This window comes from Duganella sp. Dugasp78 (genome assembly GCF_059491455.1).
In genome coordinates this window covers 4604456-4630773 of the sequence record NZ_CP168506.1, presented here as the reverse complement: position 1 = coordinate 4630773, position 26318 = coordinate 4604456, and the positions used below count along the sequence as shown (strand labels likewise).

The 26318-nt window shown below is 63.3% G+C and carries 23 protein-coding genes and 1 tRNA gene; 15 read left to right on the top strand and 9 right to left on the bottom strand.

The genetic code is table 11. The annotated features are described in order from the left end of the window. Positions 1 to 3: 3 nt before the first annotated feature. From ACEN9O_RS20570 to ACEN9O_RS20555, 4 genes are read left to right on the top strand one after another with little or no spacing between them, the layout of a single operon-like run. Entirely contained in the window at positions 4 to 876 is an 873-nt protein-coding gene (locus tag ACEN9O_RS20570) for a branched-chain amino acid ABC transporter permease (RefSeq protein WP_495613672.1), read from the top strand. After that, the gene (locus ACEN9O_RS20565) at positions 873 to 1895 is read left to right on the top strand and encodes a branched-chain amino acid ABC transporter permease (protein ID WP_495613671.1); all 1023 of its coding nucleotides are present in this window, start codon (positions 873 to 875) and stop codon (positions 1893 to 1895) included. The genes ACEN9O_RS20570 and ACEN9O_RS20565 overlap by 4 nt, the downstream gene beginning before the upstream one ends. Next, positions 1888 to 2601, top strand: coding sequence for an ABC transporter ATP-binding protein (locus ACEN9O_RS20560; RefSeq protein WP_495613670.1), 714 nt, complete (start codon positions 1888 to 1890; stop codon positions 2599 to 2601). The genes ACEN9O_RS20565 and ACEN9O_RS20560 overlap by 8 nt, the downstream gene beginning before the upstream one ends. Further along, positions 2594 to 3295 (top strand): ABC transporter ATP-binding protein, encoded by a 702-nt coding sequence (locus tag ACEN9O_RS20555; protein ID WP_495613669.1) that lies wholly within the window; start codon positions 2594 to 2596, stop codon positions 3293 to 3295. Before ACEN9O_RS20560 ends, ACEN9O_RS20555 begins: the two co-directional genes overlap by 8 nt. A 13-nt stretch (positions 3296 to 3308) precedes the next feature. Here the strand turns inward: ACEN9O_RS20555 and ampC are convergent, their stop codons facing one another. Continuing rightward, complete coding sequence (gene ampC, locus ACEN9O_RS20550) at positions 3309 to 4469, bottom strand: class C beta-lactamase (RefSeq protein ID WP_495613668.1); 1161 nt, start codon at positions 4467 to 4469, stop codon at positions 3309 to 3311. Positions 4470 to 4627: 158 nt separating this feature from the next. Here ampC and ACEN9O_RS20545 point away from each other — a divergent pair, with 158 nt between their 5' ends. Together ACEN9O_RS20545 and ACEN9O_RS20540 are read left to right on the top strand one after the other, a co-directional pair. Then, a complete protein-coding gene (locus tag ACEN9O_RS20545) occupies positions 4628 to 6382 on the top strand; it encodes an AAA family ATPase (RefSeq protein WP_495613667.1) in 1755 nt (584 codons plus the stop codon). An 8-nt stretch (positions 6383 to 6390) separates the two neighbouring features. After that, positions 6391 to 7242 (top strand): HNH endonuclease, encoded by an 852-nt coding sequence (locus tag ACEN9O_RS20540; protein ID WP_495613666.1) that lies wholly within the window; start codon positions 6391 to 6393, stop codon positions 7240 to 7242. A gap of 101 nt (positions 7243 to 7343) precedes the next feature. Here the strand turns inward: ACEN9O_RS20540 and ACEN9O_RS20535 are convergent, their stop codons facing one another. Both ACEN9O_RS20535 and ACEN9O_RS20530 read right to left on the bottom strand, forming a co-directional pair. After that, positions 7344 to 7994: a hypothetical protein gene (locus ACEN9O_RS20535; protein WP_495613665.1), complete on the bottom strand. Its 651-nt coding sequence runs from the start codon at positions 7992 to 7994 to the stop codon at positions 7344 to 7346. A gap of 299 nt (positions 7995 to 8293) precedes the next feature. After that, positions 8294 to 9552 (bottom strand): IS3 family transposase gene (locus ACEN9O_RS20530; RefSeq protein ID WP_495613664.1). Its coding sequence is split into 2 segments (ribosomal slippage): positions 8294 to 9204 and positions 9204 to 9552, totalling 1260 coding nucleotides; the frame shifts between segments, so codons are not numbered across the junction. Between the two features lie 385 nt (positions 9553 to 9937). Between ACEN9O_RS20530 and ACEN9O_RS20525 the strand changes: the two genes are divergently transcribed. From ACEN9O_RS20525 to ACEN9O_RS20515, 3 genes are all read left to right on the top strand, one after another. Beyond that, entirely contained in the window at positions 9938 to 10837 is a 900-nt protein-coding gene (locus tag ACEN9O_RS20525) for a LysR family transcriptional regulator (RefSeq protein WP_495613663.1), read from the top strand. A gap of 63 nt (positions 10838 to 10900) precedes the next feature. Then, positions 10901 to 11875 (top strand): gamma-glutamyl-gamma-aminobutyrate hydrolase family protein, encoded by a 975-nt coding sequence (locus ACEN9O_RS20520; protein WP_495613662.1) that lies wholly within the window; start codon positions 10901 to 10903, stop codon positions 11873 to 11875. 73 nt (positions 11876 to 11948) lie between these two features. Then, positions 11949 to 12677: a substrate-binding periplasmic protein gene (locus ACEN9O_RS20515; protein ID WP_495613661.1), complete on the top strand. Its 729-nt coding sequence runs from the start codon at positions 11949 to 11951 to the stop codon at positions 12675 to 12677. Here the strand turns inward: ACEN9O_RS20515 and ACEN9O_RS20510 are convergent, their stop codons facing one another. Together ACEN9O_RS20510 and ACEN9O_RS20505 are read right to left on the bottom strand one after the other, a co-directional pair. Further along, positions 12678 to 13796, bottom strand: a complete 1119-nt coding sequence (locus ACEN9O_RS20510) for a YbdK family carboxylate-amine ligase (RefSeq protein WP_495613660.1) — start codon at positions 13794 to 13796, stop codon at positions 12678 to 12680. A gap of 1 nt (position 13797) precedes the next feature. Then, positions 13798 to 14985 carry a cation:proton antiporter gene (locus tag ACEN9O_RS20505; RefSeq protein ID WP_495613659.1) on the bottom strand — a complete coding sequence of 396 codons (1188 nt, stop codon included), beginning with the start codon at positions 14983 to 14985 and terminating at the stop codon, positions 13798 to 13800. Positions 14986 to 15070: 85 nt separating this feature from the next. Here ACEN9O_RS20505 and fghA point away from each other — a divergent pair, with 85 nt between their 5' ends. Continuing rightward, positions 15071 to 15916 (top strand): S-formylglutathione hydrolase, encoded by an 846-nt coding sequence (gene fghA, locus ACEN9O_RS20500; protein ID WP_495613658.1) that lies wholly within the window; start codon positions 15071 to 15073, stop codon positions 15914 to 15916. Between the two features lie 25 nt (positions 15917 to 15941). Here fghA and ACEN9O_RS20495 read toward each other — a convergent pair whose 3' ends face one another. The 3 genes from ACEN9O_RS20495 to ACEN9O_RS20485 form a co-directional block, all read right to left on the bottom strand. Continuing rightward, positions 15942 to 16523, bottom strand: a complete 582-nt coding sequence (locus tag ACEN9O_RS20495) for a DJ-1/PfpI family protein (RefSeq protein ID WP_495613657.1) — start codon at positions 16521 to 16523, stop codon at positions 15942 to 15944. A gap of 91 nt (positions 16524 to 16614) precedes the next feature. Further along, positions 16615 to 17577 carry a chemotaxis protein gene (locus tag ACEN9O_RS20490; RefSeq protein WP_495613656.1) on the bottom strand — a complete coding sequence of 321 codons (963 nt, stop codon included), beginning with the start codon at positions 17575 to 17577 and terminating at the stop codon, positions 16615 to 16617. Between the two features lie 183 nt (positions 17578 to 17760). After that, positions 17761 to 17836 (bottom strand) — tRNA-Gly (locus ACEN9O_RS20485). 115 nt (positions 17837 to 17951) lie between these two features. Between ACEN9O_RS20485 and ACEN9O_RS20480 the strand changes: the two genes are divergently transcribed. The 5 genes from ACEN9O_RS20480 to ACEN9O_RS20460 all read left to right on the top strand — a co-directional run bounded on the left by ACEN9O_RS20480 (position 17952) and on the right by ACEN9O_RS20460 (position 23902). Next, positions 17952 to 19577 (top strand): Na+/H+ antiporter, encoded by a 1626-nt coding sequence (locus ACEN9O_RS20480; RefSeq protein WP_495613655.1) that lies wholly within the window; start codon positions 17952 to 17954, stop codon positions 19575 to 19577. A 94-nt stretch (positions 19578 to 19671) separates the two neighbouring features. Beyond that, positions 19672 to 20667, top strand: coding sequence for a S41 family peptidase (locus ACEN9O_RS20475; protein ID WP_495613654.1), 996 nt, complete (start codon positions 19672 to 19674; stop codon positions 20665 to 20667). 72 nt (positions 20668 to 20739) lie between these two features. Beyond that, positions 20740 to 21816, top strand: coding sequence for a sensor histidine kinase (locus ACEN9O_RS20470; protein WP_495613653.1), 1077 nt, complete (start codon positions 20740 to 20742; stop codon positions 21814 to 21816). Next, positions 21804 to 22583, top strand: a complete 780-nt coding sequence (locus tag ACEN9O_RS20465) for a LytR/AlgR family response regulator transcription factor (RefSeq protein ID WP_495613652.1) — start codon at positions 21804 to 21806, stop codon at positions 22581 to 22583. Before ACEN9O_RS20470 ends, ACEN9O_RS20465 begins: the two co-directional genes overlap by 13 nt. A gap of 98 nt (positions 22584 to 22681) precedes the next feature. After that, on the top strand, positions 22682 to 23902 hold the full coding sequence (locus tag ACEN9O_RS20460; protein WP_495613651.1) for an acyltransferase family protein: 1221 nt from the start codon (positions 22682 to 22684) through the stop codon (positions 23900 to 23902). Here ACEN9O_RS20460 and ACEN9O_RS20455 read toward each other — a convergent pair. Next, positions 23838 to 26252 (bottom strand): penicillin acylase family protein, encoded by a 2415-nt coding sequence (locus ACEN9O_RS20455; RefSeq protein ID WP_495613650.1) that lies wholly within the window; start codon positions 26250 to 26252, stop codon positions 23838 to 23840. The genes ACEN9O_RS20460 and ACEN9O_RS20455 overlap by 65 nt on opposite strands. Positions 26253 to 26318: the final 66 nt, after the last annotated feature.

The window sequence follows — 26318 nt, the reverse complement described above, 5'->3', positions numbered from 1 at the left end:
GCCGTGACGGAACTGATACTCCAGGCGCTGTACTCCGGCCTGCTGCAAGGCGGCTCCTACGCGCTGATCGCGCTGGGACTGGCGCTGGTGTTCGGCACCATGCGGGTGATTAACCTGGCCCACGGTGAGCTGGTGCTGCTGGCGGCCTATATCGCCTACTCGGTGGAGTCGGGGCTGGGACTCAATCCGGCGTGGGCGATACCGATCGCGCTGGTCGTGGTCAGCGCGACGTCGGCTGGCGTGTATTGGATCGTCAGCCGCATCAGGAAGGACCGCGAGATCAACTCACTGATACTTACCTTTGGCATCGGCGTGATCCTGACCAATCTGATCCTGCTGATCTGGAAGGCCGACGTGCGCTCGACCAGTTCCAGCTGGTTGCAGGAGGCCTTCGTGGTGGGGCCGCTGTACAGCATGCGCAGCGAGTTGATCTTCTTCGTGGTCAGCCTGGTGCTGATGGGCGGCTTGTGGTGGTGGCTGTCGCGCAGCTGGTATGGGCGCGCGCTGCGGGCAGTGTCCAGCAACCGTGACGCCGCCAAGTTGATGGGCATCGCGCCCGGACGCACGGAGCTGGTGTCGTTCATCGTGGCCGGCATGCTGGCCGGGTTTGCCGGCGTGGCCTTGTACAGCTATGGCGTGATCCAGCCCGCGTATGGCGGCGCGTTGACGGTCAAGGCCTTCATCATCACCGTGCTGGCGGGGATAGGTTCCATCCCCGGTGTGCTGGTGGGCGCGGTGCTGCTTGGGGTGGCCGAGGCGCTGACCGTCACGCTGGCCAGTTCGGCCCTGCAGGAGCTGGCCGGCATGACCTTGTTCCTGCTGGTGCTGCTGGTGATGCCGAATGGCTTGATGGGCGCGGCCCGGAGGCGCGGATGAACCCGCACGGCGGCCCGAGGGGGTCGGACCCCGTACGGGGTCCGACCCCGGCGTCCGGGTTGCGGGGTAGCGCTCAATCGAAGTCCGCAAGGCTGGCGTATGGCGCCCTGATCGTAGCCGCCTACGTCGCCGTGCCCATGCTGCTCGGCGCCGACAACTACGTCATGAGCCTGATCGTCGCCGCCATGATAATCGGCTGTGTCGCCCTGTCCTGGGCGCTGCTGGGGAATATGGGCGGCATGGTCAGCTTCGGCCACAGCGCCTTCTTCGGCGTGGGCGCCTATGTATCGGCCATCGTCACCGTCAAGCTGGGCGTGCCGGTGCTGGCGGGGATCGCGCTGGGCGGCGTCGGTGCGCTGCTGGCGTCGGTGGCGATGCTGCCGGTGCTGCGGCTGCGCGGCCCCTACTTCGCGCTGGCCATCCTGGCCTACGCCCACATCTTCCGCATCCTCGCCACCGAATGGAGCTCGCTCACCGGCGGCTCCGGCGGCATCGCCAACATCCCGGTGCTGCCGACGATCTTCGACTACGACATGAGCAGCAAAACCGGCGCCTACCTGGCGATACTGACCATCGTGCTGCTGTTCGCACTGGCCTACCGCGCCATCCGCGCCAGCTACTACGGCATCGCCCTGCGCGCCATGCACGACAGCGAGGACGCCACCCGCGTGGTCGGTGTCAACAGCACGCTGCTCAAGGGCCTGATGCTGATGGTCTCCGCCTTCATGGCCGGCGTGGCGGGCGCGTTCAACGCCCACTACATCAACTTCCTGGAACCGGACTACGCCTTCAACAGCGTATGGGTGACGGTGCCCATCGTCGCCGCCATCTTCGGCGGCTACCGCACCATCGCCGGGCCGGTAGTCGGCGCGCTGGTGGTGTACCTGCTGGACCAACTGGTGTTCAAGTCGCTGATCCCCACCGGGCATCAGCTGGTGTTGGGTGGACTGCTGGTGGCAATGATCATCTTCAGCCCCAGCGGCCTGCTTGCCCTGCTGCGAAGGAAGAACCATGCTTGAGCTGAACAATCTCTCGGTCCGCTTCGGCGGCCTGACGGCGGTCAACGCGGTCAACCTGACGGTCGGCACGCACGACGTGGTCGGCCTGGTCGGCCCCAACGGCGCCGGCAAGACCACGCTGTTCAACGCCATCTCCGGCCTGGTGCGGCCGACCGGCGGCACCATCCGCTTCGACCGCCACGACGTGATGCGCACGCCCATCTACCGGCGCGCGCGGCTGGGCATAGGCCGCACCTTCCAGATCCCTCAACCCATGCATGAACTGACGGTGCGCGAGAACCTGGTCGTGGCGCAGCGCTTCGGCACCGGCAAGGTCGACGAGGACAAGATCGCCGAGATCCTGGAGTTCACCAGCCTGACCGACAAGGCGCACCGCGACGCCGCCACCGAACTGGCGCTGACCGAACTCAAGGCGCTGGAAGTGGCGAAGGCGCTGGCCACCACGCCCAAGCTGTTGCTGCTGGACGAAGTGCTGGCCGGGCTGGAGACCAACGGCAAACGGCGCTTCATGGGCATGCTCAAGGAGATGCATGCGCGCTTCGGCGTCGGCATTATCATCATCGAGCACGACATCGAGACGATCAATTCCTTGTGCCAGCGCGTGGTGGTGCTCAACTTCGGCCAGCTGATCGCGGATGGCACGCCGGACGCGGTGTTCAACGATCCTGAAGTCATCCGCAGCTACACGGGAGCGGCGCATGCTTGAAGTAGACCAGATCCGCGCTGGCTACGGCGCGATCAACGTGCTGTGGGACGTATCGCTGAAGGCCGAAGCGGGCAAGCTCACCACCATCATCGGCCCGAACGGCGCCGGCAAGACCACGCTGCTGCGCGCCATCATGGGACTGGTGCCGGTGGATGGCGGCGAGATCCGGCTGGCCGGCAAGCGCCTGAACGGCACGCAGACCTGGGAGATGGCGGACCACGGCATCGCCATGATCCCCGAAGGCCGCATGGTCTTCCGCGACATGGGCGTGGAAGAAAACCTGATCATGGGCGCCTTCCACAAGTCGCACCGCGCACATGTGAAACAACGGCTGGACGAAGCCTACGCGATGTTCCCCCGCCTGCGCGAACGCCGCACGCAACTGGCGGGATCGCTGTCCGGCGGCGAGGCGCAGATGCTGGCGATGGCGCGCGGGCTGATGTCCAACCCGCGCCTGCTGATCATCGACGAACCCTCGCTGGGCCTGGCGCCGCTGGTCGTCAACGAGCTGTTCGAGATACTGGAGCGGCTCAAGGCCGGCGGCCGCACCATTATCCTGGTCGAGCAGAACACCGAACGCGCGGTGGGCGTCGCCGATCATGTCTACCTGATGCAGAGCGGACGCATAGCCCTGTCCCAGCCGGCATCCGAGGTCGAACTCCAGCACCTGCACGATCTTTACTTTGCCCGTTAAGGTACCTGCGTCCCTATTCAGCGTGCAGCTTCGCCAGCTGTTCAAGAATGACGTAGCCAGCCTTGACGCGCGCGGGAATCGGGTAGTTGCGGTTCGCGAGGATCACCACGCCGATCCGCTGCGCGGGGACAAAGGCGACGTAGGCGCCAAAATTCGAGGTGGAGCCGGTCTTATTGAAAAGCGTGGGGCCGGCCGGTAACTGCGGCTTGGCGAGCAACTGCGCCGGGTTCCCTTCCCAGATCATCTTCTGCGAATTTCCGGATAAAAGGCGTTCCTGCGAGATTGGCCAGGCATACTGCTCCCAACCCAATCCTTGCACCAGTTCACCGGACTTCAAGTAGCCCACATGCGTGCCATCGATCGCGCGGCGCACCGGTGCATCAAGCGCGCTCGGGTCGATATTGAGCTGCACATAGCGAATCATGTCGGCGGCACTGGATTTGACGCCATACGTTTCAGGCGCGAGCACTTCGTCGGGGTGGACGCGCCCCGGCTTGTTGGCTTTGTTGTAGCCCCAGGCATAGCTGGGCATGGCGGCTTCCGGTACGCGCATATAGGTGCTGTGCAAGCCGAGCTGCGGGAACAGCTGGTTTTGCATTGCATCGGCAAAATCCTTGTTTAGCGCCAGCGCAGTCACACGGCCAAACAGGCCCAGGCTTGGATTCGAATATTCGCGCAGCTTGCCTGGCGCGGCGACTGGCTTCCAATGCTGGTAATAACGGACCAGTTGCGCATCATTTTCCACCGCGTCAGGCAGCTGCAGGGGCAAGCCGCCGGCGCTATAGGTCCCCAGGTGCAGCACCGTCGCCCGGTCGATCGCATGGCCTTTCAGGGCCGGAAGGAATTTGCCGGGATGGTCGGCAAGCGACAGCTTGCCCTGGTCGATCGCCTGCGCAGCAAGCGTCGCGGTGAAGGTCTTGCTGATTGAGCCTAGCTCGAATAGCGTGCGCTCGTTGACCGGCGACTTGTCCTCGCGGGAAGCCAGGCCATAGTTGAAGAACATCGATTTGCCATCGATGGTGACTGCGATGGCCATGCCCGGCACATCGAATTCCGCCATCACGGGCTTGACGGCTTCATCGACGATGGCGCGCACGTGGTCGGGGTTGGCAGCGGCGAAGGTATGCAGGTGAAGCAAACCGGCGAGAGCGAATGCGTAATAGCGCAGGTTCAAGAAGTAAGTCCTTTTATAGGTTGTTGCGGAGGGCGCGAGTAAGTCGCGCCGATGAGACAGGGGTGGGAACACACTGCAGCCCAACGGCTGCCTGCTTCCATGTTCGTTGCGGCATTCTCCAACTTTTTGCAATATTGCACAAGGCTAGGAACAACGAGTTGGCCGCGACCTCCTCGCTTACGATTTCGATCAAGAACGTGCGCAGCCTGCATCTAGATGGAGGCGTCAAGGACAGGTCGCCTGTTCAAAGTCGCCTCAGATGTCATATGCAGTTAGCGGAAGGCATTTATTGGATAGAATGGCTAGAGGCGCTGGTAGCCATCTCGCTAGACATCTATTTTAAAAGGCACTGCATGGCACTGAAATTCAAAAAAGACACGTCAAGGCAAGGCGTGGGAAGCGAGCGAAACATCGTCTACCTCTCCCTGAACAACTGGGACGACTACAGCTTTAAAACCACGTTTCACGCAACGTTCGTCGATTCGGCTGGTAACGCCCATAAAATCGGCGACGTGAAGATCGGCTATGTTGGCCAAGGTAAAGGCTGGACCGCCGAGCATATGCCGGACGAATTCGACAGCTTACCGAGCAACTTCTTCTCGCTCGGGCAAAGCATAGAGTACTACAGCGCACTCCGCGCCCTGCCCGGCGAGTACCGCGAAGAGATCCTAGCAGCCTTGTGCGACGTAGTTCGTACCATCGAGGCCCTATCCGCAGCAATGGAGCAGGACGTCTTCATTACGTCGTTGCTCAGGTCCGTGAATTATGCGTCCATTAACGAACAGTTCCGACGCGTTATCGACGGAGGTGCTGTGCGGACAGAATACCATTTCGGCTATCGTACACAACAGAAAGCCGAGCATGCCGAGTTCTCCCTTACGTTCGACGTCTACCCGAACGTCAAGCCTTCGCAGAACATCCACGTCCTCATCGGACGGAACGGGATCGGAAAAACCACGCTGTTGAACGGAATGATCGCTTCACTGACGAACGAGCGCGAAAATGTCGATGGCTCCGGTTACTTCTTCGATATGGCAGCCCAGCCGCAACCGACCTTAATCGGTAACGGTTACTTTTCAGGCGCCGTTTCCGTTTCGTTCAGCGCGTTCGACCCTTTCCATCCGCCCCAAGACCGGAACGACGGAGCCAGCCAATTGAGGTACTCCTACATCGGGTTAAAGGAGGTGCGCTCGGATGGCAAGATGCGGACGAGCAAGCACAAGGATCTTCCTGATCTCGGGAAGGATTTCCTGTCCAGCCTGATGGGGTGCTTTGGCCTGTCACTGAAAAGAGAGCGATGGCTTACAGCGATCCGTTTCCTGGAATCCGACACGAACTTCCGGGAAATGGATTTGGCCCGGTTGGTTGAGATTAACGATCAGGAAGACTTAAAGAAGCGCGCAGCAAAAGTCTTCCTTAAGATGAGCTCGGGCCACGCAATAGTTTTGCTAACAATTACTCGCCTCATTGAGAAAGCCGAGGAAAAAACCCTTGTCCTCATGGACGAGCCGGAAAGCCATCTCCATCCTCCCCTTTTGTCAGCGTTCACCCGGGCGCTCTCCGATCTGCTTCACAAGATCAACGGCGTCGCGATCATAGCCACGCATTCGCCTGTCGTATTACAGGAAGTGCCAAAGAGCTGCGTGTGGAAAATGCGCAGGACGCGGCTTTCGGCACAAGTCGACCGTCCAGAGCTCGAGACCTTTGGCGAGAACGTCGGAACGCTCACAAGGGAGGTCTTCGGTCTTGAGGTGACTAAATCAGGGTTCCATGATGTCTTGGCTCGGTCGGTCGCGGAGGGGAAGAGCTTCGAGCAGATCGTTCAAGAATTTGGCGGACAGATAGGGTTTGAGGGCCGGGCACTGCTGATGTCCCTGGTGACCGAGAGGAATTCTTTAAAGGCAGGTGGCTAATGCGCGCAATGCAGAAGCCTACGCAGGATGCGAACGATGTTTTTGGTAAGTGCGTCGGAAGCATAGCGAACCACGGCCTTCAGGAACGGCTTATTGCTATTGCCGCAACTCTGTTCGCAGAAGGGGTCGACTACGACGGGAGGGCGAGTGCTGCGCAGCTTTTTAGGATTGCTGCCGACACTAACGGAAACGACGTTGTTGTGCGCGGCATGGTCACCAAGGCCGAGCTGAAGAACGTGTACACCAGCCATATGGTCGCGAAGAGTAAACAGGCCAGGGACATCTATCAGGCCCTACTTGATCGCGCGCCGCTTGGCCTTTGTCCTTCATGTGGTTTCGGCCAAGCGGAAACCTTGGACCACTACCTGAATAAGGCTGGATTTCCTCAGTTTTCTGTGCTGCCTTATAACCTCGTTCCGGCATGTAAGAGCTGTAACCACGGGAAGCTGGATTCAGTCGCGACCACAGCGGGCGAGCAGCCGCTTCACCCGTACTACGACCAAGGGCATTACGTTTCGGAGCAATGGATGTTTGCCGATGTGCGGGAAACCTCTCCGCCTACGGTCAGATATTACGTATCGCCGCCATACCAATGGGACGAGGTCTCGAAAGAGCGCGTGGCATCTCACTTCTCGGGGTTCCAACTTTCAAGGAGGTTCGGCGTGCAAGCTACCAGCGAACTGGCCGCGCTCCGCCAGACCCTATCTATGTTTTGTCCGACAGAGGACTCACGGCGAGCCCGGCTTGCCGAGTATGCGGCAGTTCACCGCAGCCTCCATATGAACTGCTGGAGAACAGCGCTTTACCAGGCGTTGGCGAACAGCGAGTGGTATTGCCGGGAGGGGTACTCCGCTGGGTAAGTGAGCACACGGCAGTTTTTGCCCCGAGAAGGCCGGACTAAGCAAGGATTCGAGAAGTCGCGCTGCGCTCGGTAAGCGTGCGGTACCGTATGCTGCAAGTGTTATCGGACTACGTCCGGGCCGATGATGTATTCGAAGAACTGCTTCCCATGAGCTGTTGTCTTGCACACCCGTTGCATGGTCTGCCCATTCGTAATCGCATTACTGAAAGTGATGTCCATAAGTCCGTAGTTCGAAAGCTGGACAGCTGCGGGGACGTCGAACGCGCTCCCGATTTCGTATGCATATATCTGCGTAAGTTGTCCTATCAAATAGGGATTCAGGTCCCGGATAGTGAAAGCGTAGATATCGAATGCCTGGCGAGATATCTGGCTTTTGACCATCAGCGCGAAAGCCCTTCCGAGGTACTTCGCCAAAACCAGGTTGTCCGCCTTATCAAGCAGCAGCAATGTCACCTCGCCGATCTCGTCAGCGTTCTTCTCTCCGCATTTCTCTTCGAAAAACGCCTGACGCTCTTCGGCTGAAATCGACTCGACCTCGTTCAGAAACAAAGAAATTTTCCTTGCGAAGAAGTAGGCGGCGACGTCGTTACCCGCCTTGAAGAGGCCAATAGCGGTCCCTATCACGGGGATCTCGCGTAGTAACCCTGGAGTAAGCAGCGAATCCAGAGCCACCTCACCGAGCCTCGCCGCTAGGTCGGCTGAATTCTTGCTCTTCACCGCAGACTTGATGAGTTCCTTGCCCGGTTTCATTCTTTCTCCATTTCGTTTCTCAATGCCGAAACCGCCTCGCCGCGAAAACTTGACGCCGTTCGATTTGGCCGCACATTCTCAATTCCGGAACTCCCGCATGGGCTGGAAAATGTCCAACTCAAGGATATAGTTTTTTGACTTCGGTGTGGGCACTACTCGCATAATGCGGCTCCAGGCCTTGTACTCCGTGGTCTTGACCAAGCTCTCGGTCTTTTTCGCAGGCGCACTCACTCAAACTGGTCGAAAGTCCAAATCATAGCACTGATCTTGCCCCCGTATAACCGGACACAGCTTATCGCTTAGTTAGCGCCGCTTTCCTGAGCCCGGCGCGCCAGCTCCCTCCTGAACAAGCGAGGCGATTTCAACTTCAACGACGAGTGCGGATGAACCTCATTGAAATGCAAAAAAGCGTCTGGCAGTTGAGCGAGAACGACTTTGGCATTGCTGCGGTCCATCAGGCTGACGTAGTCCCGTTTAAACGTGTTCACGAAGCTCTCGGCGATCCCGTTCGACTGCGGGCTGCACACTGGTGTATGAATCGGCTCCAAGCCCAATGCGCGCACCAGAGCATGCGTTTCATGGGCCCGGTAGGCGCCGCCATTGTCGCTCAAGAATTCCAGCTTCGCAGAGCCGATGCTGGCCTGGCCAAACCGAGCCTCGACCGCTTCCACCAACATGTCGCGTACTGGCTCGCCAGGCAAGCCACGTTCAGCCCAGGCACGCCACGCAATGATTTCGCGATCACAGCAGTCCTTCATGAACACACCTGTGACCACCTCTCCATTGTCGCAAGCGATCTCGAATCCGTCCGAACACCAGCGCTGATTCGGCTCGGCCACGGCCACGACGCCGTCGTGAACGCGGTTGCTGACGCGGCGTTTAGGCGCCTTCGGCAGCAACAGGCGGTGCTCCTTCATTACCCGATAAAATCGCTTGTGGTTGATCGACTGCAGGCCCATCAAAGCACGTGTTCGATTCACCAAGGCACCCGCCCTGCGATAGCCGTAAGTCGGCAGTGCCGTGATTTCGGCGCGCACCGCGTCGACCAAGATGGCGTCGGCAGGCTGGTGGAACGTCTGCACGGTACGGCCGTCAACCCAGTCGGTCGGGCGCGCCGCCCTGGTGCATACATTCGAGCGCGCCACGCCCAGTGCCGAACAGACCGCCTTTACTGGCCGTCCTTGTCTAACAAGGGCGAGCGCGCAATCCACTTTTTTTCGCGAGCGAACTCGACTGCCTCCTTCAGGATCTCCGCTTCCATCGTCTTCTTACCCAGCATCCGTTGCAGCTGGGCGATCTGGGCGCGGGCCGCAGCCAGCTCGCTTGCCGGCACCACCGATTCACCTGCAGAGACCGCTGTGAGCGCGCCTTCGCGCTCCAGCTTGCGCCAGTTGAACAGCTGGCTGGCGCCGACGCCGTGCTTGCGGGCGACCAGCGAGACGGTCATGCCTGGCTCGTATGTCTCGCGCACCAGCGCCGCCTTCTCATCGGCTGACCAGCGCCTGCGGCGCTCCTGGCTAATCGTTACAACCTCGATTGTTTGCTTGTTCCTAGTCATATGCACAGTCCTATTCCTATCCGTAAGAATAGCGCATAGGCTGTGTCCGGTGAATCAGGGGGCTATTTCAGCACCTCGCTAAAGTTGAGCCAGATACTGGCAGCCGGCGAAACAGAACGACACCAGCGTATATGCGAAGGCCGGCCCCATCCAGCAGGACAACGCCACATCGACCGATCAATCCTCTTTATCTCCCACACCGCTCGTCCCGCCGATCTGGACGAATATTAGTTTCAATGCAATACTCACGACCACGCCGATTATTCCGATGAGTTCCAACATGGCGGTTCCCCGTAGATGGTGAAGAGACGCTTCACTGTAACGGCGCACCGTTGATCAATCCAATATCAAATACGGCGTACAACTATCTCGAAACGGCATAGCGGTGATTTCCCTTAAACAGTTTAAATATTTTGTCGAGATCGTGGAGGCCGGCAGCTACTCGCGCGCGGCGGAAAAACTGTACGTCGCGCAATCGGCGCTGAGCCGGCAGATCAAGGAGCTGGAGGACGAACTCCAGACCCAGCTGCTCACGCGCGACTCGCGCCACATCCTGCTGACGCCGGCCGGGCGGCTGTTCTTCGAACGCAGCAAACGCATCCTTGAAGACATCGACCACACCGTCGTCCAGGCCCGGCAAGTAGGCCTGGGCGCGCAAGGCCTGATCCGTTTGCAGCACTCCAGTTCGGTGATCCTGACGCCAGCGATGACGGCCGCCCTGAGCCGGCTGCTGGTGCAGTTCCCCGGCGCGACATTGGAGATCTCGATGGCGCCGTCGGAAGACCAGACCATGGACATCGAGGAAGGCCGCGCCGACATCGGCCTGATCCGCATGCCGACCTTGCGCAAGTATCCGCACATCCAGGTGCGCGAGCTGACCACCGAGCGGCTGATGGTGGCGGTGTCGCAGCACTCGCCGCTGGCGGCGCTGGACAACATCGAACTGCCCAGCCTGAGCAAGGAGCCGTTCATCTCCATCCCGCACAAGGACCGGGGCGGCCTGAGCTACCTGGTGGCCAACCTGTGCCTGGACCAGGGCTTCTTCCCGACGCCGGCGCGGGTGCTGTCGCGCAAGTCGTCGCAACTGAGCCTGATCGAAGCCAACCTCGGCATCGCCATCGTGCCGGAGTGCATGCGGCTGATGGCGCCGGCCGGCGTGCGCTTCATTCCGCTGTCGCGCGGCGGCCTGGTCACCAAGGTCGGCCTGGCCAGCCGCCGCGAGGCCGAGCCGCTGGTGACCGCCTTCGCCGACGCCCTGGTGCACGAGCTCAACCCCGCGTCCTAGCGGGCGACTGATGGCGCCGGCATGTGGCACACTGCTATCCTGTAGACAGTGCACGAGGACGGCATGAGCGCGGGAGCGGACGACAAGGACCAGGCACAGCCAACGCGGCGTCGGCGCAGCGGCGATCGCGACCGGCGCGCGCGGCCGGACATCGGCACGCCGAGCTACCTGGATCCCGGCGACACCATCTTCAGCCTGTGGGGCCGTGTGCTGATGGCGCGCTACCGGCGCGTGGCCGCCGCCGTCACGCGCCACATCATCCAGCGGCCGCTGCATATCGGCGTCTCGGCCCGCATCTTCCATCCGGAGCCCGGCGCCACCGGCCTGCGCAGCAAGAACCTGCAATACCTGGAAGAGTCCATCGCGCAATGGGTGATGTCGCGCGACGTGCTGGTGTTCATGATCCCGACCGTCAACACCGACGGCCTGCTGCACCCGTCCAACATCCGCCTGCGCGACTACGCCAAGCACCTGGACGGCCTGGTGCTGCAGGGCGGCGCCGACGTCTCGCCGCAAAGCTATTCGGAAACGCCGACCCGCCCCGAATGGAGCGGCGACCGCGCGCGCGACATGTACGAGCTGGAGCTGCTGCATGAATTCGTCGAGGCGGGCAAGCCGGTGCTGGGCATCTGCCGCGGCTGCCAGCTGATCAACGTGGCCTTCGGCGGCACGCTGTACCAGGACATCGCCTCCGACGTGCCCGACTCGCTGGCCCACGTCAACGAGGACTACGACCGCAACCGCCACCAGGTCAGCTTCCCGGCCAATTCCTCGCTGGCCAAGCTGTTCAAGGGCAGGAGCGCCGGCCTGGTCAACTCCATCCACCACCAGGCCGTCAAGACGCTGGGCCGCGACATGGCGGTGGAGGCGCTGTCGGTGCCGGACAATATGGTGGAAGCGATCCGCTACCGCAAGGCGCCCTTCGTCATGGGCCTGCAATGGCACCCGGAATTCCACCAGGCCGGCGGCGTCGAACTGCTCGACTGCACCGCCATCCTCGACAATTTCCTGCGCGTGGCGCGTGAAACGCGCTTCTAGCGGCGCCGCGAAAAAATTGGCCGAGACTGCTTGCCGGGTGTAAACTCACGGAATACACCCGATGAGGCCTCCCATGACGTGCCTGCGTAGCGCCACCATGATCGCCGTCAGCTGCCTGATACTACCCTGCGCCGCCGACAACGCCATCAATATCGCCTACAACGAACGCCCGCCCTACATGGTAGCCATGCCGGGAGGGATGCCAGGAGGCCTGACCGGCACGCCCACCGTCAAGGCCTTCCAGGCCGCCGGCATTCCCGTGGTCTGGCAAAACCTGCCGACCAACCGCCAACTGCTGATGATCCACGACGCCAACTCGCTGAACTGCGCGATCGGCTGGTTCCGGACCGCCGAGCGGGAAGGCTTTGCCAAATTCACCAAACCGATCTACCGCGACAATGATTGGAGGGTGCTGACCAGCGCCGCCGTGGCCGCGCACGGCGACAGCTCGCTGCACCAGCTGCTGCAACGGCCGGAACTACGCATCCTGGTCAAGGACAATTACTCCTACGGCCGCGAGCTGGACAAGCTGCTGGCGCCGCGCAAGGCCACGCTGGCCATTTCCACGGCGACCACCGGCAAGATGGCGCAGTCGATCAGCAAGGGCGCGGCGGACATGATGTTCGTCTCCGCAGTCGAAGGCAACTACATCATGACCAACCATTCCGCGGCCGAGACCGGCAACCTGCGCCTGCTGCACTTCCACGACATGCCGCAAGGGCTGGAACGCCACATCATGTGCAGCAAGGGCGTGCCGGACGACGTCATCAACCGCCTGAACAAGGCGATCACCGCCAGATAATCATGCGCCCCGGAAGCGCTGGATCGCCGCGTCGACCATGCCCTCGGCGCTGCCGCTGCGCTCGAACTGCTGGCGCAGATAGTGGGCGTCGCTGCCCTCGTGCGTGACCTGCACCAGATGCTGCAGGCCCGCCGTGCCGCCCAGCGCCGCGCCGTGCGGCTCCATCTTGCGCAGCGTGGTCAGGATGTCCTCGCGCAGCGACAGGCTCTCGTAGGTCTTCGGATGCACCAGCGTGCCGTCCAGGCCGAAACGGCAGGCCTGGAAGCGGTTGTAGTTGTAGACCAGGTAATCGTCCTCCACCGGCGCCGCCTCGCGCCGCTCCAGCAGGTAGCGGCACAGCGCCTGCAGATACACGGCCAGCGCCGCCGCCCGCTCCACCGTCAGCGGCGTGTCGCACACGCGCAGCTCGATGGTGCCGTACTCCGGCTTGGGCCGGATATCCCAGTAAAAGTCCTTCATGCTCTTGATGACGCCGGTGTGCTCCATCTTGGCGAAGTACTCGTGCTCGAAGGTCGACCAGCTTTGCGTGAACGGCGCCCGCCCGCTCATCGGGAAGGCGAACACGGAGTTCAGCCGCGCCGAGTTGAACAGCGTGTCGTTGCCCTGCACGTAGGGCGACGACGACGACAGCGCGATGAAGTGCGGCACGTAGCGGCTCAGCGAATGCAGCAGGAACAGCGCATCGTCGCCCGAGGCGCAGCCGATGTGCACGTGCTGGCCAAAAATCGTAAACTGTTTAGCCAGATAACCGTACAGCTCCGACACTTCCTTGAAGCGCGGCTTGGCAAAGATCCTGCGGTCCGACCATTTCTGGAACGGATGCGTGCCGCCGCCGCAGATGCCGATGTTGAGCTGCTCGCCGGCCTGCACCAGCGTATCGCGGATCACCTGCAGCTGCGCCACCAGCTCGCTGTGATGCGTGTGCACGTCGCTGTTAATCTCGATCATGCTCTCGGTGATTTCCGGCGTGACGTTGCCGGGAAACGGCTTGCGGCTCAGCAGGTGCAGCAAGTCCGGGCTCGACGCGGTCAGGTCGAAGTCCGACAGGCTGACCAGTTGCAGCTCCAGCTCCACGCCCATGGTGAGCGGCTGCGATGATTTGAAGGGTTCCAATGGCATGTCAATGCTCCTCTTTAGCGGCGGTTTCATTCGCCCAGATCAGCGCGCGCTGCGTGATGATGGGGCCTACCACTTCCAGCAACAGCGTCATCGCCGCCAGCGCGGCCAGTTCGTCGACCAGCACGATGCCCATGTAGCGGGTCTGCTCCAGCAGCAGCGTGACAAATACCGACATCGGCGACAGCGCGATCCCGGTCAGCAGGCCCTTGCGCCACGAGATGCCGCCGACATGCGCAAACGCCGCCACGGCGACCGCCTTGACGAAGAAGCGCACCAGCAGCAGCACCACGCCCAGGCCGGCGCCGGCCACCACGCGCTCCCACTCCAGCGTGGAGACGGCGAACACGAACAGCAGCACCGTCAGCAGTTCGCCGATGCCGCCGAAGTTGCGCTCGGTGCGGCTGAAGGCCACCCGGCTGTGGCGCGCGGCCAGGCCGAAGGTCAGCGTGGCCAGCACCGGCGAGACGTCGAACGCGTGCGCCAGCGCCACCAGCAGCACCACGCCCATGGCGAAGGCGATGGTGCCGTCCTGCGCCATCGCGCCCAGGCGACGCAGCACGGCCGGCACCACAAAGCCCATCGCCGCGCCCATCACGGCCGACATCAGCAGTTCGATCAGGCTATGCGACACCGCCTGCGTCAGGCTGCCGGAAGTCTGGAACACCCAGAAGCCGACCACCACCTTGAACACGAACACGGCCAGCACGCAGTTGATGGCCACCAGGTGCAGCACGCGCTCGGTCACCTGCCCCGAGCTGTCCTCCTCGTTGATCACGCGCAGCACGCCGGCCGGCGAGGTCGACATGGCCAGCGACGCCAGTAACAACGAGGTCAGCGGCGGCATGCCGGTCAGGTGTGAAATCAGATAGACCACGCCGAAGGTGGCGGCCGATTCGGCCAGCCCGCTGACCGCGATCCAGGGATTGATGCGCAGCCAGTGCAGATTGATGCGATAACCGAATTCAAACAGTATCAGTCCGAAAGCCAGGTTGGCCAGCAAGGTCACCGTGCTCGATGCGCCGCTGCTCAGCGCGGCCGGAAAGGCCTGCGCCATCAGGAAGCCGACCAGGCCGTAGACGCTGATGCGCGGCAAGCGGGTCCAGCGGTGGATGAACTCTCCTGACAGCCAGGCCAGCGCAATCGCCAGTGGCCAGCCCAGTTCGGCCATAAAGACCTGAATATCCGGCATGTACTTCTCCTTTTAAAAGATACTTGTACAATTCTGTACAATTGTTCGCGTTTTGACTGTGCGCTAAGAAACATAAAGGATCACCATGCTTGAACTGATCAGCGAACACGCCTGTTTTGGCGGCGTGCAGCGCTTCTACCAACACGCCTCGCGCGAGATCGGCCTGCCGATGCGCTTCGCCGTTTTCATTCCAGTCAAGGCCGCCGAAGGCCGCGTGCCCGCGCTGTTCTACCTGGCCGGACTGACCTGCAACGAAGAGACTTTCATGATCAAGGCCGGGGCCCAGCGCGCCGCGGCCGAAGCGGGCCTGATCCTGATCGCGCCGGACACCAGCCCGCGCGGCGCCGGCGTCGATGGCGAGACGGACAACTGGGATTTCGGCGTCGGCGCCGGCTTCTACCTCGACGCCACGCAAGAACCATGGACCACGCACTACCGCATGTACAGCTACATCCACGAGCTGCGCGAACTGGTGGTGCGGGAACTGCCTGTGGACGCCGAACGCATCGGCATCTTCGGCCACTCGATGGGCGGCCACGGCGCGTTGACGATCGCGTTAAAACGGCCGGACCTGTTCCGTTCCGTCTCCGCCTTCGCGCCGATCGCCGCGCCGTCGATGTGCCCCTGGGGTAAGAAGGCCTTCAGCGGCTACCTCGGCGACAACCCCGGCGCATGGGAACAGCACGACGCCAGCCTGCTGATGGCGCGCTTGCACACGCCCTTCCCGGCCGGCATCCTGATAGACCAGGGCCTGGGCGACAAGTTCCTCAAGGAGCAGCTGTATCCGGAAGTGTTCGAGGCGGCCTGCCGCACCGCCGCGCAGCCGCTGGAACTGCGGCGGCATGCGCGTTACGACCACGGCTACTACTTCATCGCCAGCTTCATGGAAGACCACATCCGCTTCCATGCGCGCTGCCTGGCGGCGCTGTAGGGACCGCCGCTGCGGAATGACGAGGTTATAGCTTGATTTCCGTGCCCAGCCGTTGCAGGAACTGCCCCAGCCACGCCGGGTGCGCCGGCCAGGCCGGCGCGGTGACGAAGTTGCCGTCGGTGACAGCCTGGTCCACCGGAATGTCGGCGTAGCTGGCGCCGGCCAGCCGGACTTCCGGCGAGCAGGCCGGATAGGCCGAGATGGTCTTGCCGCGGATGACGTCGGCCGCCGCCAGCAGTTGCGCGCCGTGGCAAACGGCGGCGATCGGCTTGTTCGCGGCGGCGAACTGCTGCACGATCTCGATCACGCGCGGATTGAGCCGCAGGTATTCCGGCGCGCGGCCGCCGGCGATCATCAAGCCATCGTATTTGGCCACGTCGACATCGGCGAAATTGGCGTTGAGGGCGAACAGGTGGCCCGGTTTCTCGGTGTAGGTCTGGTCGCCTTCGAAGTCGTGGATGGCAGTTTTGATGGTGTCGCCGGCCCGCTTGTCCGGGCACACCGCGTGCACCGTATGCCCCACCATCTGCAGCGCCTGGAATGGCACCATCGTTTCGTAGTCCTCTGCAAAGTCGCCGGTCAGAAACAGTATTTTCTTAGCTGCCACGGTATGTCCTTTCGAGAAATGAAAAACAAAAAAAGGGCCGTGACGTCGCCGTCACGGCCCTTCGATAGTACCCTTGTTCGCGCCGGCGTGCTTACGCCGCAGCTTTGCCCAGCACGGTGCGGATGGTGCCCGCCAGGTCCTCGGCGGAGAACTTGGCCACGTACGCGTCCGCGCCCACGCCCTTGACGTGGTCTTCGTTGGTCTTGCCCGACAACGAGGAGTGGATCACGACCGGAATCTTGGAGAAGCGCGCATCCTGCTTGATCAGGCGGGTCAGCGTGAAGCCGTCCATCTCCGGCATCTCCAGGTCGGTCAGCACCATGGCCACGCGGTCGGTGATCGGCACGCCTTCGGCTTTGGCGCCGTCGGCAATGTGCTGCAGGCGATCCCACGCTTCCTTGCCGGACTTGGTCATGATGAAGTGCACCCCCATCGCTTCCAGGCCCTTCTCGATCAGGTTGCGGGCGACCACGGAATCATCCGCCGCCAGGATCACCGCGCCCGGCTTGAGCATGACTTTCGGGCCGATGGTTTCCGGATCGACGTCCTTGCCTTCGGGCGGCACCAGCTCGCGCAGGATGGTTTCCACGTCCAGCACCTGCGCCAGGCGGGTGTTCTGCACGTCGCCGTCGACGCGCGCGATACTGGTGACCTTGCCGCCGGCCGTGCCTTCGGCGGTCAGCACCTGGCTCCAGTCGAGGCGCACGATTTCATCCACCGATTCCACGGCAAACGCTTGGGTGGTGCGGGCGAATTCCGTCACCAACATGATATTCAGACCAGTTTTGGGGGTCACACCGACGATGCCTGGCAAATCCAGCACCGTGATGATTTGTCCGCGCAGATTGACGACGCCCAGCATATGTGGCGGGGATCCGGCCACTGCGGTCACTTCCGGCATCGCGACAATTTCGCGGATTTTGAAGACGTTAATACCGAACAACTCGGAATGTTCACCGTTGGCGTCGGCGCCAAGGCGGAACAGTAGCAGTTCGAATTTATTGGAGTTGGTCAGGTTACTGCGCTCATCAACTTCCTGTTGAACTGATTTCATAGATTTCGTCTCCGTCGGTGGTAGCTCCGTAGCAAGTATAACGGCTGCGACTCCCAGCGTCACACTTTGCCCACGCAGATATTGTTTTGCAGCACGAGATACAACGTTTGCCGGCACTGTGGACCAGATACGGACGTAAAAAAAGGAAGCCCTCAGGCTTCCTTTTAATGTGCTACCGAATTCTGGAGCGGGAGAAGAGTCTCGAACTCTCGACCTCAACCTTGGCAAGGTTGCGCTCTACCAACTGAGCTACTCCCGCAGAAGACGAAATTATGACAGAAAGATGTCCGTTTTACTAGTGCTCCGCTTCAACTTTTTACAAAATCATCGATAGTGTAAGCTGGCAAACATTTCGCAATGTTAAAGGAATGGGGATGGATTCGATCGAAGTCGTGCTGGTGATGCTGCTGGCGGTGGTGGCCAGCGCCTATCTGACCCGCTTCCTGCCGCGCGCGGTGCCGCTGCCGCTGGTGCAGATCGCGCTGGGCGCGCTGATCGCCGCCAAGTCCACCCGCGGCGTCGACCTGGAGCCGGACCTGTTCTTCCTGGTGTTCCTGCCGCCGCTGCTGTTCCTGGACGGCTGGCGCATCCCCAAGAGCGGCCTGCTGCGCGACAAGGGCACCATACTTGAGCTGGCGCTGGGGCTGGTCATCTTCACCGTCATCGGCGCCGGCTTCCTGATCCACTGGCTGATCCCCGCCATGCCGCTGCCGGTGGCCTTCGCGCTGGCCGCCATCATTTCGCCGACCGATCCGATCGCGGTCAGCGCCATCGCCGCCACCACGCCCATCCCCAAGCGCCTGATGCACATCCTGGAGGGCGAATCGCTGCTGAACGACGCCTCCGGCCTGGTGTGCTTCCGCTTCGCCGTGGCGGCCGCGCTGACCGGCGCATTCTCGGTCAGCACCGCCGCCCTCACCTTCGTCTGGCTGGTCGCGGCCGGCATCGGCGCCGGGGTCGTGGTGACCATGCTGGTGACGCGCATGCAGTACTGGCTCAGCTGCCGCTACGGCGAACCGGTGGGCTCGCCCATCCTGGTCAGCCTGCTGCTGCCGTTCGGCGCCTACCTGGTGGCGGAGCGCCTGCACGCCTCCGGCATCCTGGCGGCGGTGGCGGCCGGCATCACCATGAGCTACGCGGAGCTCGGCGGCCACACGCTGGCCAACACCCGCATCCAGCGCTCGGCCGTGTGGGACTCGGTGCAGTTCGCGCTGAACGGCATCATGTTCGTGCTGCTGGGCGAGCAGCTGCCGGACATCTTCCGCGGCGCCAGCGCCACCATCGAGGAGAGCGGCCATTTGAATCCGTGGTGGCTGGCCGTGTATGCGGTAGCCATCAACGTCGGCCTGCTGGTGCTGCGCATGCTGTGGGTGTGGGCCTCGCTGCGGCTGACCATCTACAAGCAGCGGATGCGCAACGAGCCGCGCATGAAGATCAATCCGCGCCTGCTGCTGGCAACCACGCTGGCCGGCGCGCGCGGCGCCATCACGCTGGCGGGCGTGCTGACGCTGCCGCTGGCCATGCCCGACGGCGCGCCCTTCCCGGCGCGCGCGCTGACCATCTTCCTGGCCTGCTCGGTGATCCTGATCTCGCTGCTGACGGCCAGCCTGGGCCTGCCGCGCCTGCTGGCCGGCATGACCTTCCCGGCCTCGCCGGAGGAGCAGCAGGAGGAAGACCTGGCGCGGCGCGCGGCCGCCATCGTCGCCATCGAGCAGACCCAGATCGCCCGGATGGAGGCCGAGTCCTGCATCGACCCGGAGGTGTACCCGCAGGCGGCGGCGCGCATCATCGCGTTCTACCAGCACAAGCTGCGCGAAGTCGATCCCGCCAACGTCGCGGCCTGGCGCAAGACCGACCACGCCGAGAAGGAACTGCGGCTGGCGGCGCTGGAAGCGGAACGGCACACCATCTACGAGCTGGCGCGGCACGACCACATCTCCGACGAGATCTCGCGCAAGCTGGTGCGCGAGATCGACCTGATGGAAGCGCGCTACCGCTGACGCCCAGCCTGACCGGGTGGCTTGAAAAATACATAATTGCTTATGTAAATAATGCTAATATGACCATTTCAACAAGCCGAATTCTAAAACCACGATGAAAAAAATTCCATTTTTTGCGGCGCTGATCGCCTCGGCATTTGCAATCGCTTCCGGCGCGGCGCGTGGCGCGTCCGAGGCTGCGTTCGACGATACGGTCCGAACCAAAGTCATTACGGAATATGCGCAGCGCCTGGAAGACAGCTACGTGTTCGCCGATAAAGGCAAGCTGATGGCCGACAGCCTGCGCGACCACCTCAAGCGCGGCGACTATGCCAATCTGGGCGAGAAAGAACTCGTGGACAAAGTTCAGGCGAGCCTCGACGCCGTCGTGCCTGACTTGCACAACGGCTTGATGTACGTGGACTTTGACCTGCTCGACGAGCCGCCACCATCTCCGGCAACCCCGGCCGCACCGCCTGCGCCTCGTCCGGGCCCGGATAACTACGGCATGGCAAAATTCGACATCAAAAACAAGGTGGCCTATCTGCAAGTGAGCCGTTTCGCGCCCGTAGACCGATTTGCCGCGGAGGCGGTGGCCAAGGTCATGTCGCAAGCCGCCGCCAGCCAGGCCATGATCATCGACCTGCGAAACAGCCAGGGCGGCATGCCGCAAATGGCGACGCTGCTTTCCAGCTATCTCTTCGATGACAAACCCGTGCATCTGCTCGATGAGCTGGACCGTGCAGGCAAGGTAACCGACTCCTTCATCACCACCCCGACGTTGGCCGGACCGCGCTATGGCAGCAAGCGGCCTGTCTACGTCCTCGTCGACGAGGAAACCGTCTCGGCATCCGAATCGTTCGCCTATGGCCTACAACAAATGAAACGCGCAACCATCGTCGGCAGCAAGACCGCAGGCGGCGCGCACAAACAGTTCGGCCAGCCGGTGTCGCACCATCTGATTGCGTTTGTGGCCGTCGGCCGGACCGTCAGCCCGCTCACCCAGGCAAACTGGGAACGCACCGGCGTCCAGCCAGACCTGGCCGTGCCGCCAGCGCAGGCCTATGACGCCGCCTTGGCGAACTTCAGGAAAATCGCGCGCGACAATTAACCCAAGCATGGCCGTCGCCTGCCCGTCGATCGGCCGTTGACGTATCGATAAGAATCGGCAATCATCTGGGCCATGCTACCGAAGCGCACACAAACCACCATCGCAGCCGCCTGGATTTTGTTCTGGCTGCTGATGAACGTCACCGCCGTTCAGGAATACCTGCGCGACCACGACCACGGCGTGTGGAAGCCGATTGTGTGGGAGACCTCGTCCGCGCTGACCGGCACCCTGCTGCTGCTGGCCCAGCGCCACTACACGCGCCGCTACGACCATTTGCTGGCGCAGCCGCTGCAATGGTTCGCGCGCCAGCTGGCGTGGCTGCCGGTGTACTGGGTGCTGTTCGTGCCGGTCGCCTTCGGCATCCGCTTTGGCGTCTACGCGCTGGCCGGCGAAACCTACACCCACCTGCCCTGGCCGCAAACATTCCTGTACGAAGACGTGAAGATGACGGTCTTCTTCAGCATCTTCGCCACCATCATGTTCGGCGTGCTGTCGTATCACGCGATGCAGAACGAGAAGCTGCGCGTGGAGCGCGTCAACGCCTCGCTGCGCGAGGCCCAGCTGCTGCGCCTCACCCAGCAGATGCAGCCGCACTTCCTGTTCAACGCCCTCAACACCATCTCCTCGCTGATGCACAGCGACGTGGCGCGCGCCGACGCGATGCTGATCCAGCTGGCCGACGTGCTGCGCGCCACGCTCGACGTCAGCGAGCAGCACCAGGTCCCGCTGGAGATGGAGCTGCGCCTGCTGCGCGGCTACGCGGCGCTGATGAGCGAACGGTTTTCCGACCGCGTGCACATCGACTGGCGCATCGACGAGGCGCTGCTGGGCTGCCAGGTGCCGGTGATGAGCATGCAGCCGCTGCTCGAAAATATATTCAAGCACACCGTCGAACGCCGTCGCCAGGCGACCGCCATCACCATCTCGGCCAGCCGCGAGCAAGGCGCGATGCTGCTGCGGCTGGAGGATGACGGCGGCACGCTGCCGGCCGGCGCCGACGCCGACGACGCGCGGCCGGGCGGCGGCATCGGCGTGCGCAACCTGCGCGAACGGCTGGCGGCCCTGTACGGCGCCGGCGCCACCTTCGACTTGATCCAGCTGTCGCCCGCCGGCGTGCGGGCACAAATGCGATTGCCATGCGCGTCCTGATCGTCGACGACGAGCGCCCCGCGCGCGACAAGATGCGCCGCCTGCTGGAGCTGGAGCCGGACATCAGCGCCATCGACGAAGCCCGCGACGGCGTCGACGCGCTGGAACGCCTGCCCGGCTTCGCGCCCGACCTGCTGCTGCTCGACATCCAGATGCCCGAGATCACCGGCCTGGAAGTCGCCGCCTCGCTGCCGGCACCGGCGCCGCTGGTGGTGTTCGTCACCGCCTACGACGAATACGCGATCCGCGCCTTCGACGCCAACGCCATCGACTACCTGCTCAAACCCTACGACCAGCAACGCCTGCAACGCGCCCTCCAGCGCGTGCGCGAACGACTCGCCCAGCAGCGCGCCGCCCTGACCGTCCAACCCATGTCGCCAACGCTCATCGACGAATCCACTCTTGCCCCCGCCCCGGCACCATCGCATCCGCTGCCCGCCATCAGCCAGCTGCTGATCCCGGAACGGGGCGGCACCCGCATCGTCCGGATCGAACATATCCAGTGGATAGAAACGGCCGACAACTACGTCGTGCTGCACACGGCCGACGGCCAGCCGCTGATGCGCCAGACCCTGGCCGGCCTGGTCGACAAGCTCGGGCCAGGCTTCCAGCGCTGCCACCGGCGCGCCGCCGTGCAGCTGGACTGGATCGCCAGCGTGCAGCACCTCGACAAGGGCGACGGCGAACTGGTGCTGCGCAGCGGGGTGCGCGTACCCTGCTCGCGCCAGTACCGCGCCGAGGTCATGGAACGGCTGCAAAGCCGGTAAGCCGGCTCGCCCCACCGGCATCCCGGCTCGCCCCAGCGCGCTGGACGCCGGCCGAGGGCTCTCGCTAGACTGGCTTCATTCAACCAGGAGCCAGCCCCATGAACCCTACCGAGAACAACCGCCTGTACTTCCTCGACTGGATACGCATCTTCGCGTTCTTCGTCCTGATCTTCTACCACACCGGCATGTACTACGTGAGCTGGGGCTGGCACGTCAAAAGCCCGTACGCCAGCGACGCCATCGAACCGCTGATGATGCTGTCCTCACCGTGGCGGCTTGGCCTGCTGTTCATGATCTCCGGCGTCGCCACCGCCTTCATGCTGCAGAAGATCCGCGTCGGCGCCTTGCTCAAGCAGCGCAGCTGGCGCCTGCTGGTGCCGCTGGTGTTCGGCATGCTGGTGATCGTGCCGCCACAATCGTATCTTGAAGTGATCGAAAAGCTCAACTACGCCGGCAGCTACGGCGAATTCATGCGCCTGTACGTCAGCGGCTACCACGGCTTCTGCAAGCAAGGCGGCTGCCTCGACCTGCCGACCTGGAACCATCTGTGGTTCGTTGTCTACCTGTGGGCCTATACCATGGTGATCGGCGCCGTGGCCGCACTGGCCGGCGCCGAGCGCCTGCGGTCGTGGTCCGCCACGCTGGGCCGCCAGCTGACCGGCTGGAAGATCATCGCGCTGCCGGTGCTGGTGCTGTTCGTGGCCCGCTATGCGCTGGTCGAGTACTTCCCCGAGACCCACGCGCTGGTCAACGACTGGTACAACCACGCACATTACTTCTTCCTGTTCGGGATGGGCGTGATGCTGGCGCTGCAAAATGGCTTCTGGGCCCGAGTGGACGCGCTGCGCTGGACCAGCCTGGGACTGTGGCTGTTCAGCTGGGCCGTGGTGGCGTGCCTGAACGCGATGCCGGAGCCGGTGGCTAACCTTCCCATCATCGCGCAACTGAAACCGCTGCTGCGCATGATCGTCTGCCTCGGCCAATGGGTGCCCATCCTGGCGATCTGCGGCTTCGGCCACCGCCACCTGGCCTTCGACAGCGCCAAGCGCCGCTACCTGACCGAGGCCGTGTTCCCGGTCTATATCCTGCACCAGACGCTGATCGTCGGCATGGCGCACTGGCTCAAGCCGTTGAAGATGGCGCCCGGCTTCGAAGCCGCGGTGCTGATCGTGCTGACCTTCACCATCAGCTTCGGCCTGTTCGAGGTGGTGCGCCGCATCGCCGTGCTGCGCCCGCTGTTCGGCCTGGGCCGCCTTACTTCACAAACGTCAGCGTATGCACGGCAGGTCCCGGCAGCAGCGGCGAGTCCCGCCCGCTAAGCCAGTCGCTGCGGCCATCCAGGAAGTATGGCGACAATGGATGGCCGCTCTGCCCTCCGGGCATGTTGAAGATACCCTGCTCCTCGTGGCCCGGCGACACCGTCAGCCGCTCCGACTGGCCGAAGACCGGCCCCGCCACGCGCGGCATGTGCTGGTCGCCGGGCAGCATGTCCGGCGCCACCTTCAGGTATTTGCCCAGCACCGGCACCACCGCGGCAAACGGATGCGCGCTGGCCGCCGTGTTGCGCTGGCCCCAGGTGGCGCTGGCCAATGGCTTGCCTTCCTTGGTCAGCTCCGCGATCACACGGTCCAGCGCCGCCAGTTGCAAGGCTTGCCAGCTGGCGTACTGCGACGGCAGCCAGCCGGCCGGTTGCTGGTCCAGCACGCGCGCCATCACCACCGGCCAGCGCGACGTCACCGCCGCCATATTGGACTTGGGATCGATCTTCGCCATTTCCTCGTTGGCGCTTTCAAACAGGATGTCGTACAGCGCGTACATGTAGGCGCGCGTGATGCGGTAGCCGACCGAGTCCACGCTGGCCTTGCCGGTCCAGCTGTCCTTCAACAGCTTCAACGCTTCGGCGCGTTGCGCGTGGCCTTCGACGGCCTTGGCGTCCAGCGCGGCGATGGCGCGTTCCCGCCAGGGGGTCATGAAGATGGCACGGTTGTCCAGTGTGATGGCGTAGACTTTTTTCACATCGGTCTTGGGACCGAGCGCGGTCAGGTCGTCGCGTACCTGGTGGGTGCGCGCGCCGAGGTCGAAGCCGCCGTCGCCCAGCAGCTCGGCGCCGGCGTTGGCCAGCTGGCGGCTGTTGGCGGTGGCCAGCTGGCCGCCGGCCGGGTTGACCACCTTCGGATATTCCTCCGGCTTCAGCCAGCCGGTCCAGACGCCGGCCTGGTCGTCCGCCGACAGCGGATAGGTCGCGGCCACGCCGGCCGACGCGCGGCGCGGCAGCGCACCGGCGATGGTCCAGCCGATATTGCCCTTGTCGTCGCCGCTGACAAAATTCTGCGCCGGGATGCCCATCGTCGGCGCGATCGCCAGCGCCTGCTCCAGCGTGTCGGCGAACTCCAGGTTCCTGGCGTTGACGTTGACCGCCGCAGCGGTGTGCGCGACCCAGTGGACCGCGTAGCCATGGCCCATGACCTCGCGGATCGGACCGAGACTGGTTTCGCGCACTGCCAGTTTGGCCGCCGGTTCGCCTTTGATTAATATCGTTTCCTCATGCACCACCGGGGTCTCCCAGCCGGCCTGGGTGCGCACCTGGCCGGGCTTGGCCGGGTCGGTGTCGAGCGCGATCAGGTCCAGATAGTCGCCGTAGCTGTTGGTGAAGCCCCAGGCCACATGGCCGTTACTGCCAACCACCACCGCCGGCGTGCCCGGCAGCGTCACGCCGACCACCCGGCGCTGGCCGCCTTTCCCGTCGGGGAACTGCAAGGCCGCGCGATACCAGATCGCCGGCAGCTGGATGCCGAGGTGCATATCGTCGGACACGATGGCGCCGCCGTTGTCGCTGCGGGTGCCGGCCACGGCCCAGTTGTTGCTGCCTACGGTGTTGAGGAATTGTGCCGACGCCACCTTGGGATCGGTATGCGACACGCTGCCATCCGACTTGGGCTTGCCCCACCACGCGGGCGGCGCGGCGGGGATCGCGATGTCCGCGGCCGCCACCGATTGCGCGTCGAGCGGCGCATCCCACTGCGTCGATTCCGGCGCCAGGAAGGCGCGCTGTTCGTCCGTCGCGTGGTCGCGGAACCAGCCGCGCGCCAGCTCGCGCGGTTCCTGGCCGCCTTGCAGGTCGAAGTACATGGCCCAGATCACCAGCAGCGAATCGGCCGTCGACCAGGCGCGCGGCGGCATGCCGATCAGCGCGTACTCGAACGGCTTGGTACTCAGCTTGTCGAGGCCCGCGTTGACGCCGGCCACGTAGCGGTCCAGCAGCGCGCGGTCGGCCGCCGGCATGGCCGCCAGCGCCAGCTCGGCGCGGGCGCGGAAGCGGTGCAGGCGATGGGATTTATCCAGCGGCAGCGCGCGTGCGCCAAACAGTTCGGACAATTCGCCGGCCGCCACGCGGCGCAGCAAGTCCATCTGGAAGTAGCGCTCCTGCGCATGCACGAAGCCGGTGGCGTAGGCCACGTCCAGCCGGCTACCGCCGCTGATCAGCGGCACGCCATGCGCATCACGCGCCACGCTGGCGCCAGCCTCCAGTCCCGCCGCCGGCACCGTGCCCTCCAGCTGCGCCAGGCTGCCGCGCAAAAACAGCCAGGCCGCCGCGATGGCCAGCACGATCAACACCACCAATCCGATTACGACACGCTTGGACCATACCGCCAGCCTGTTCTTTTGCATAGCATCCCCACGATTGATTAAAATACCATGTTGGGGATAGTGCCAGAGAACCGGCCGCGCAGGCAA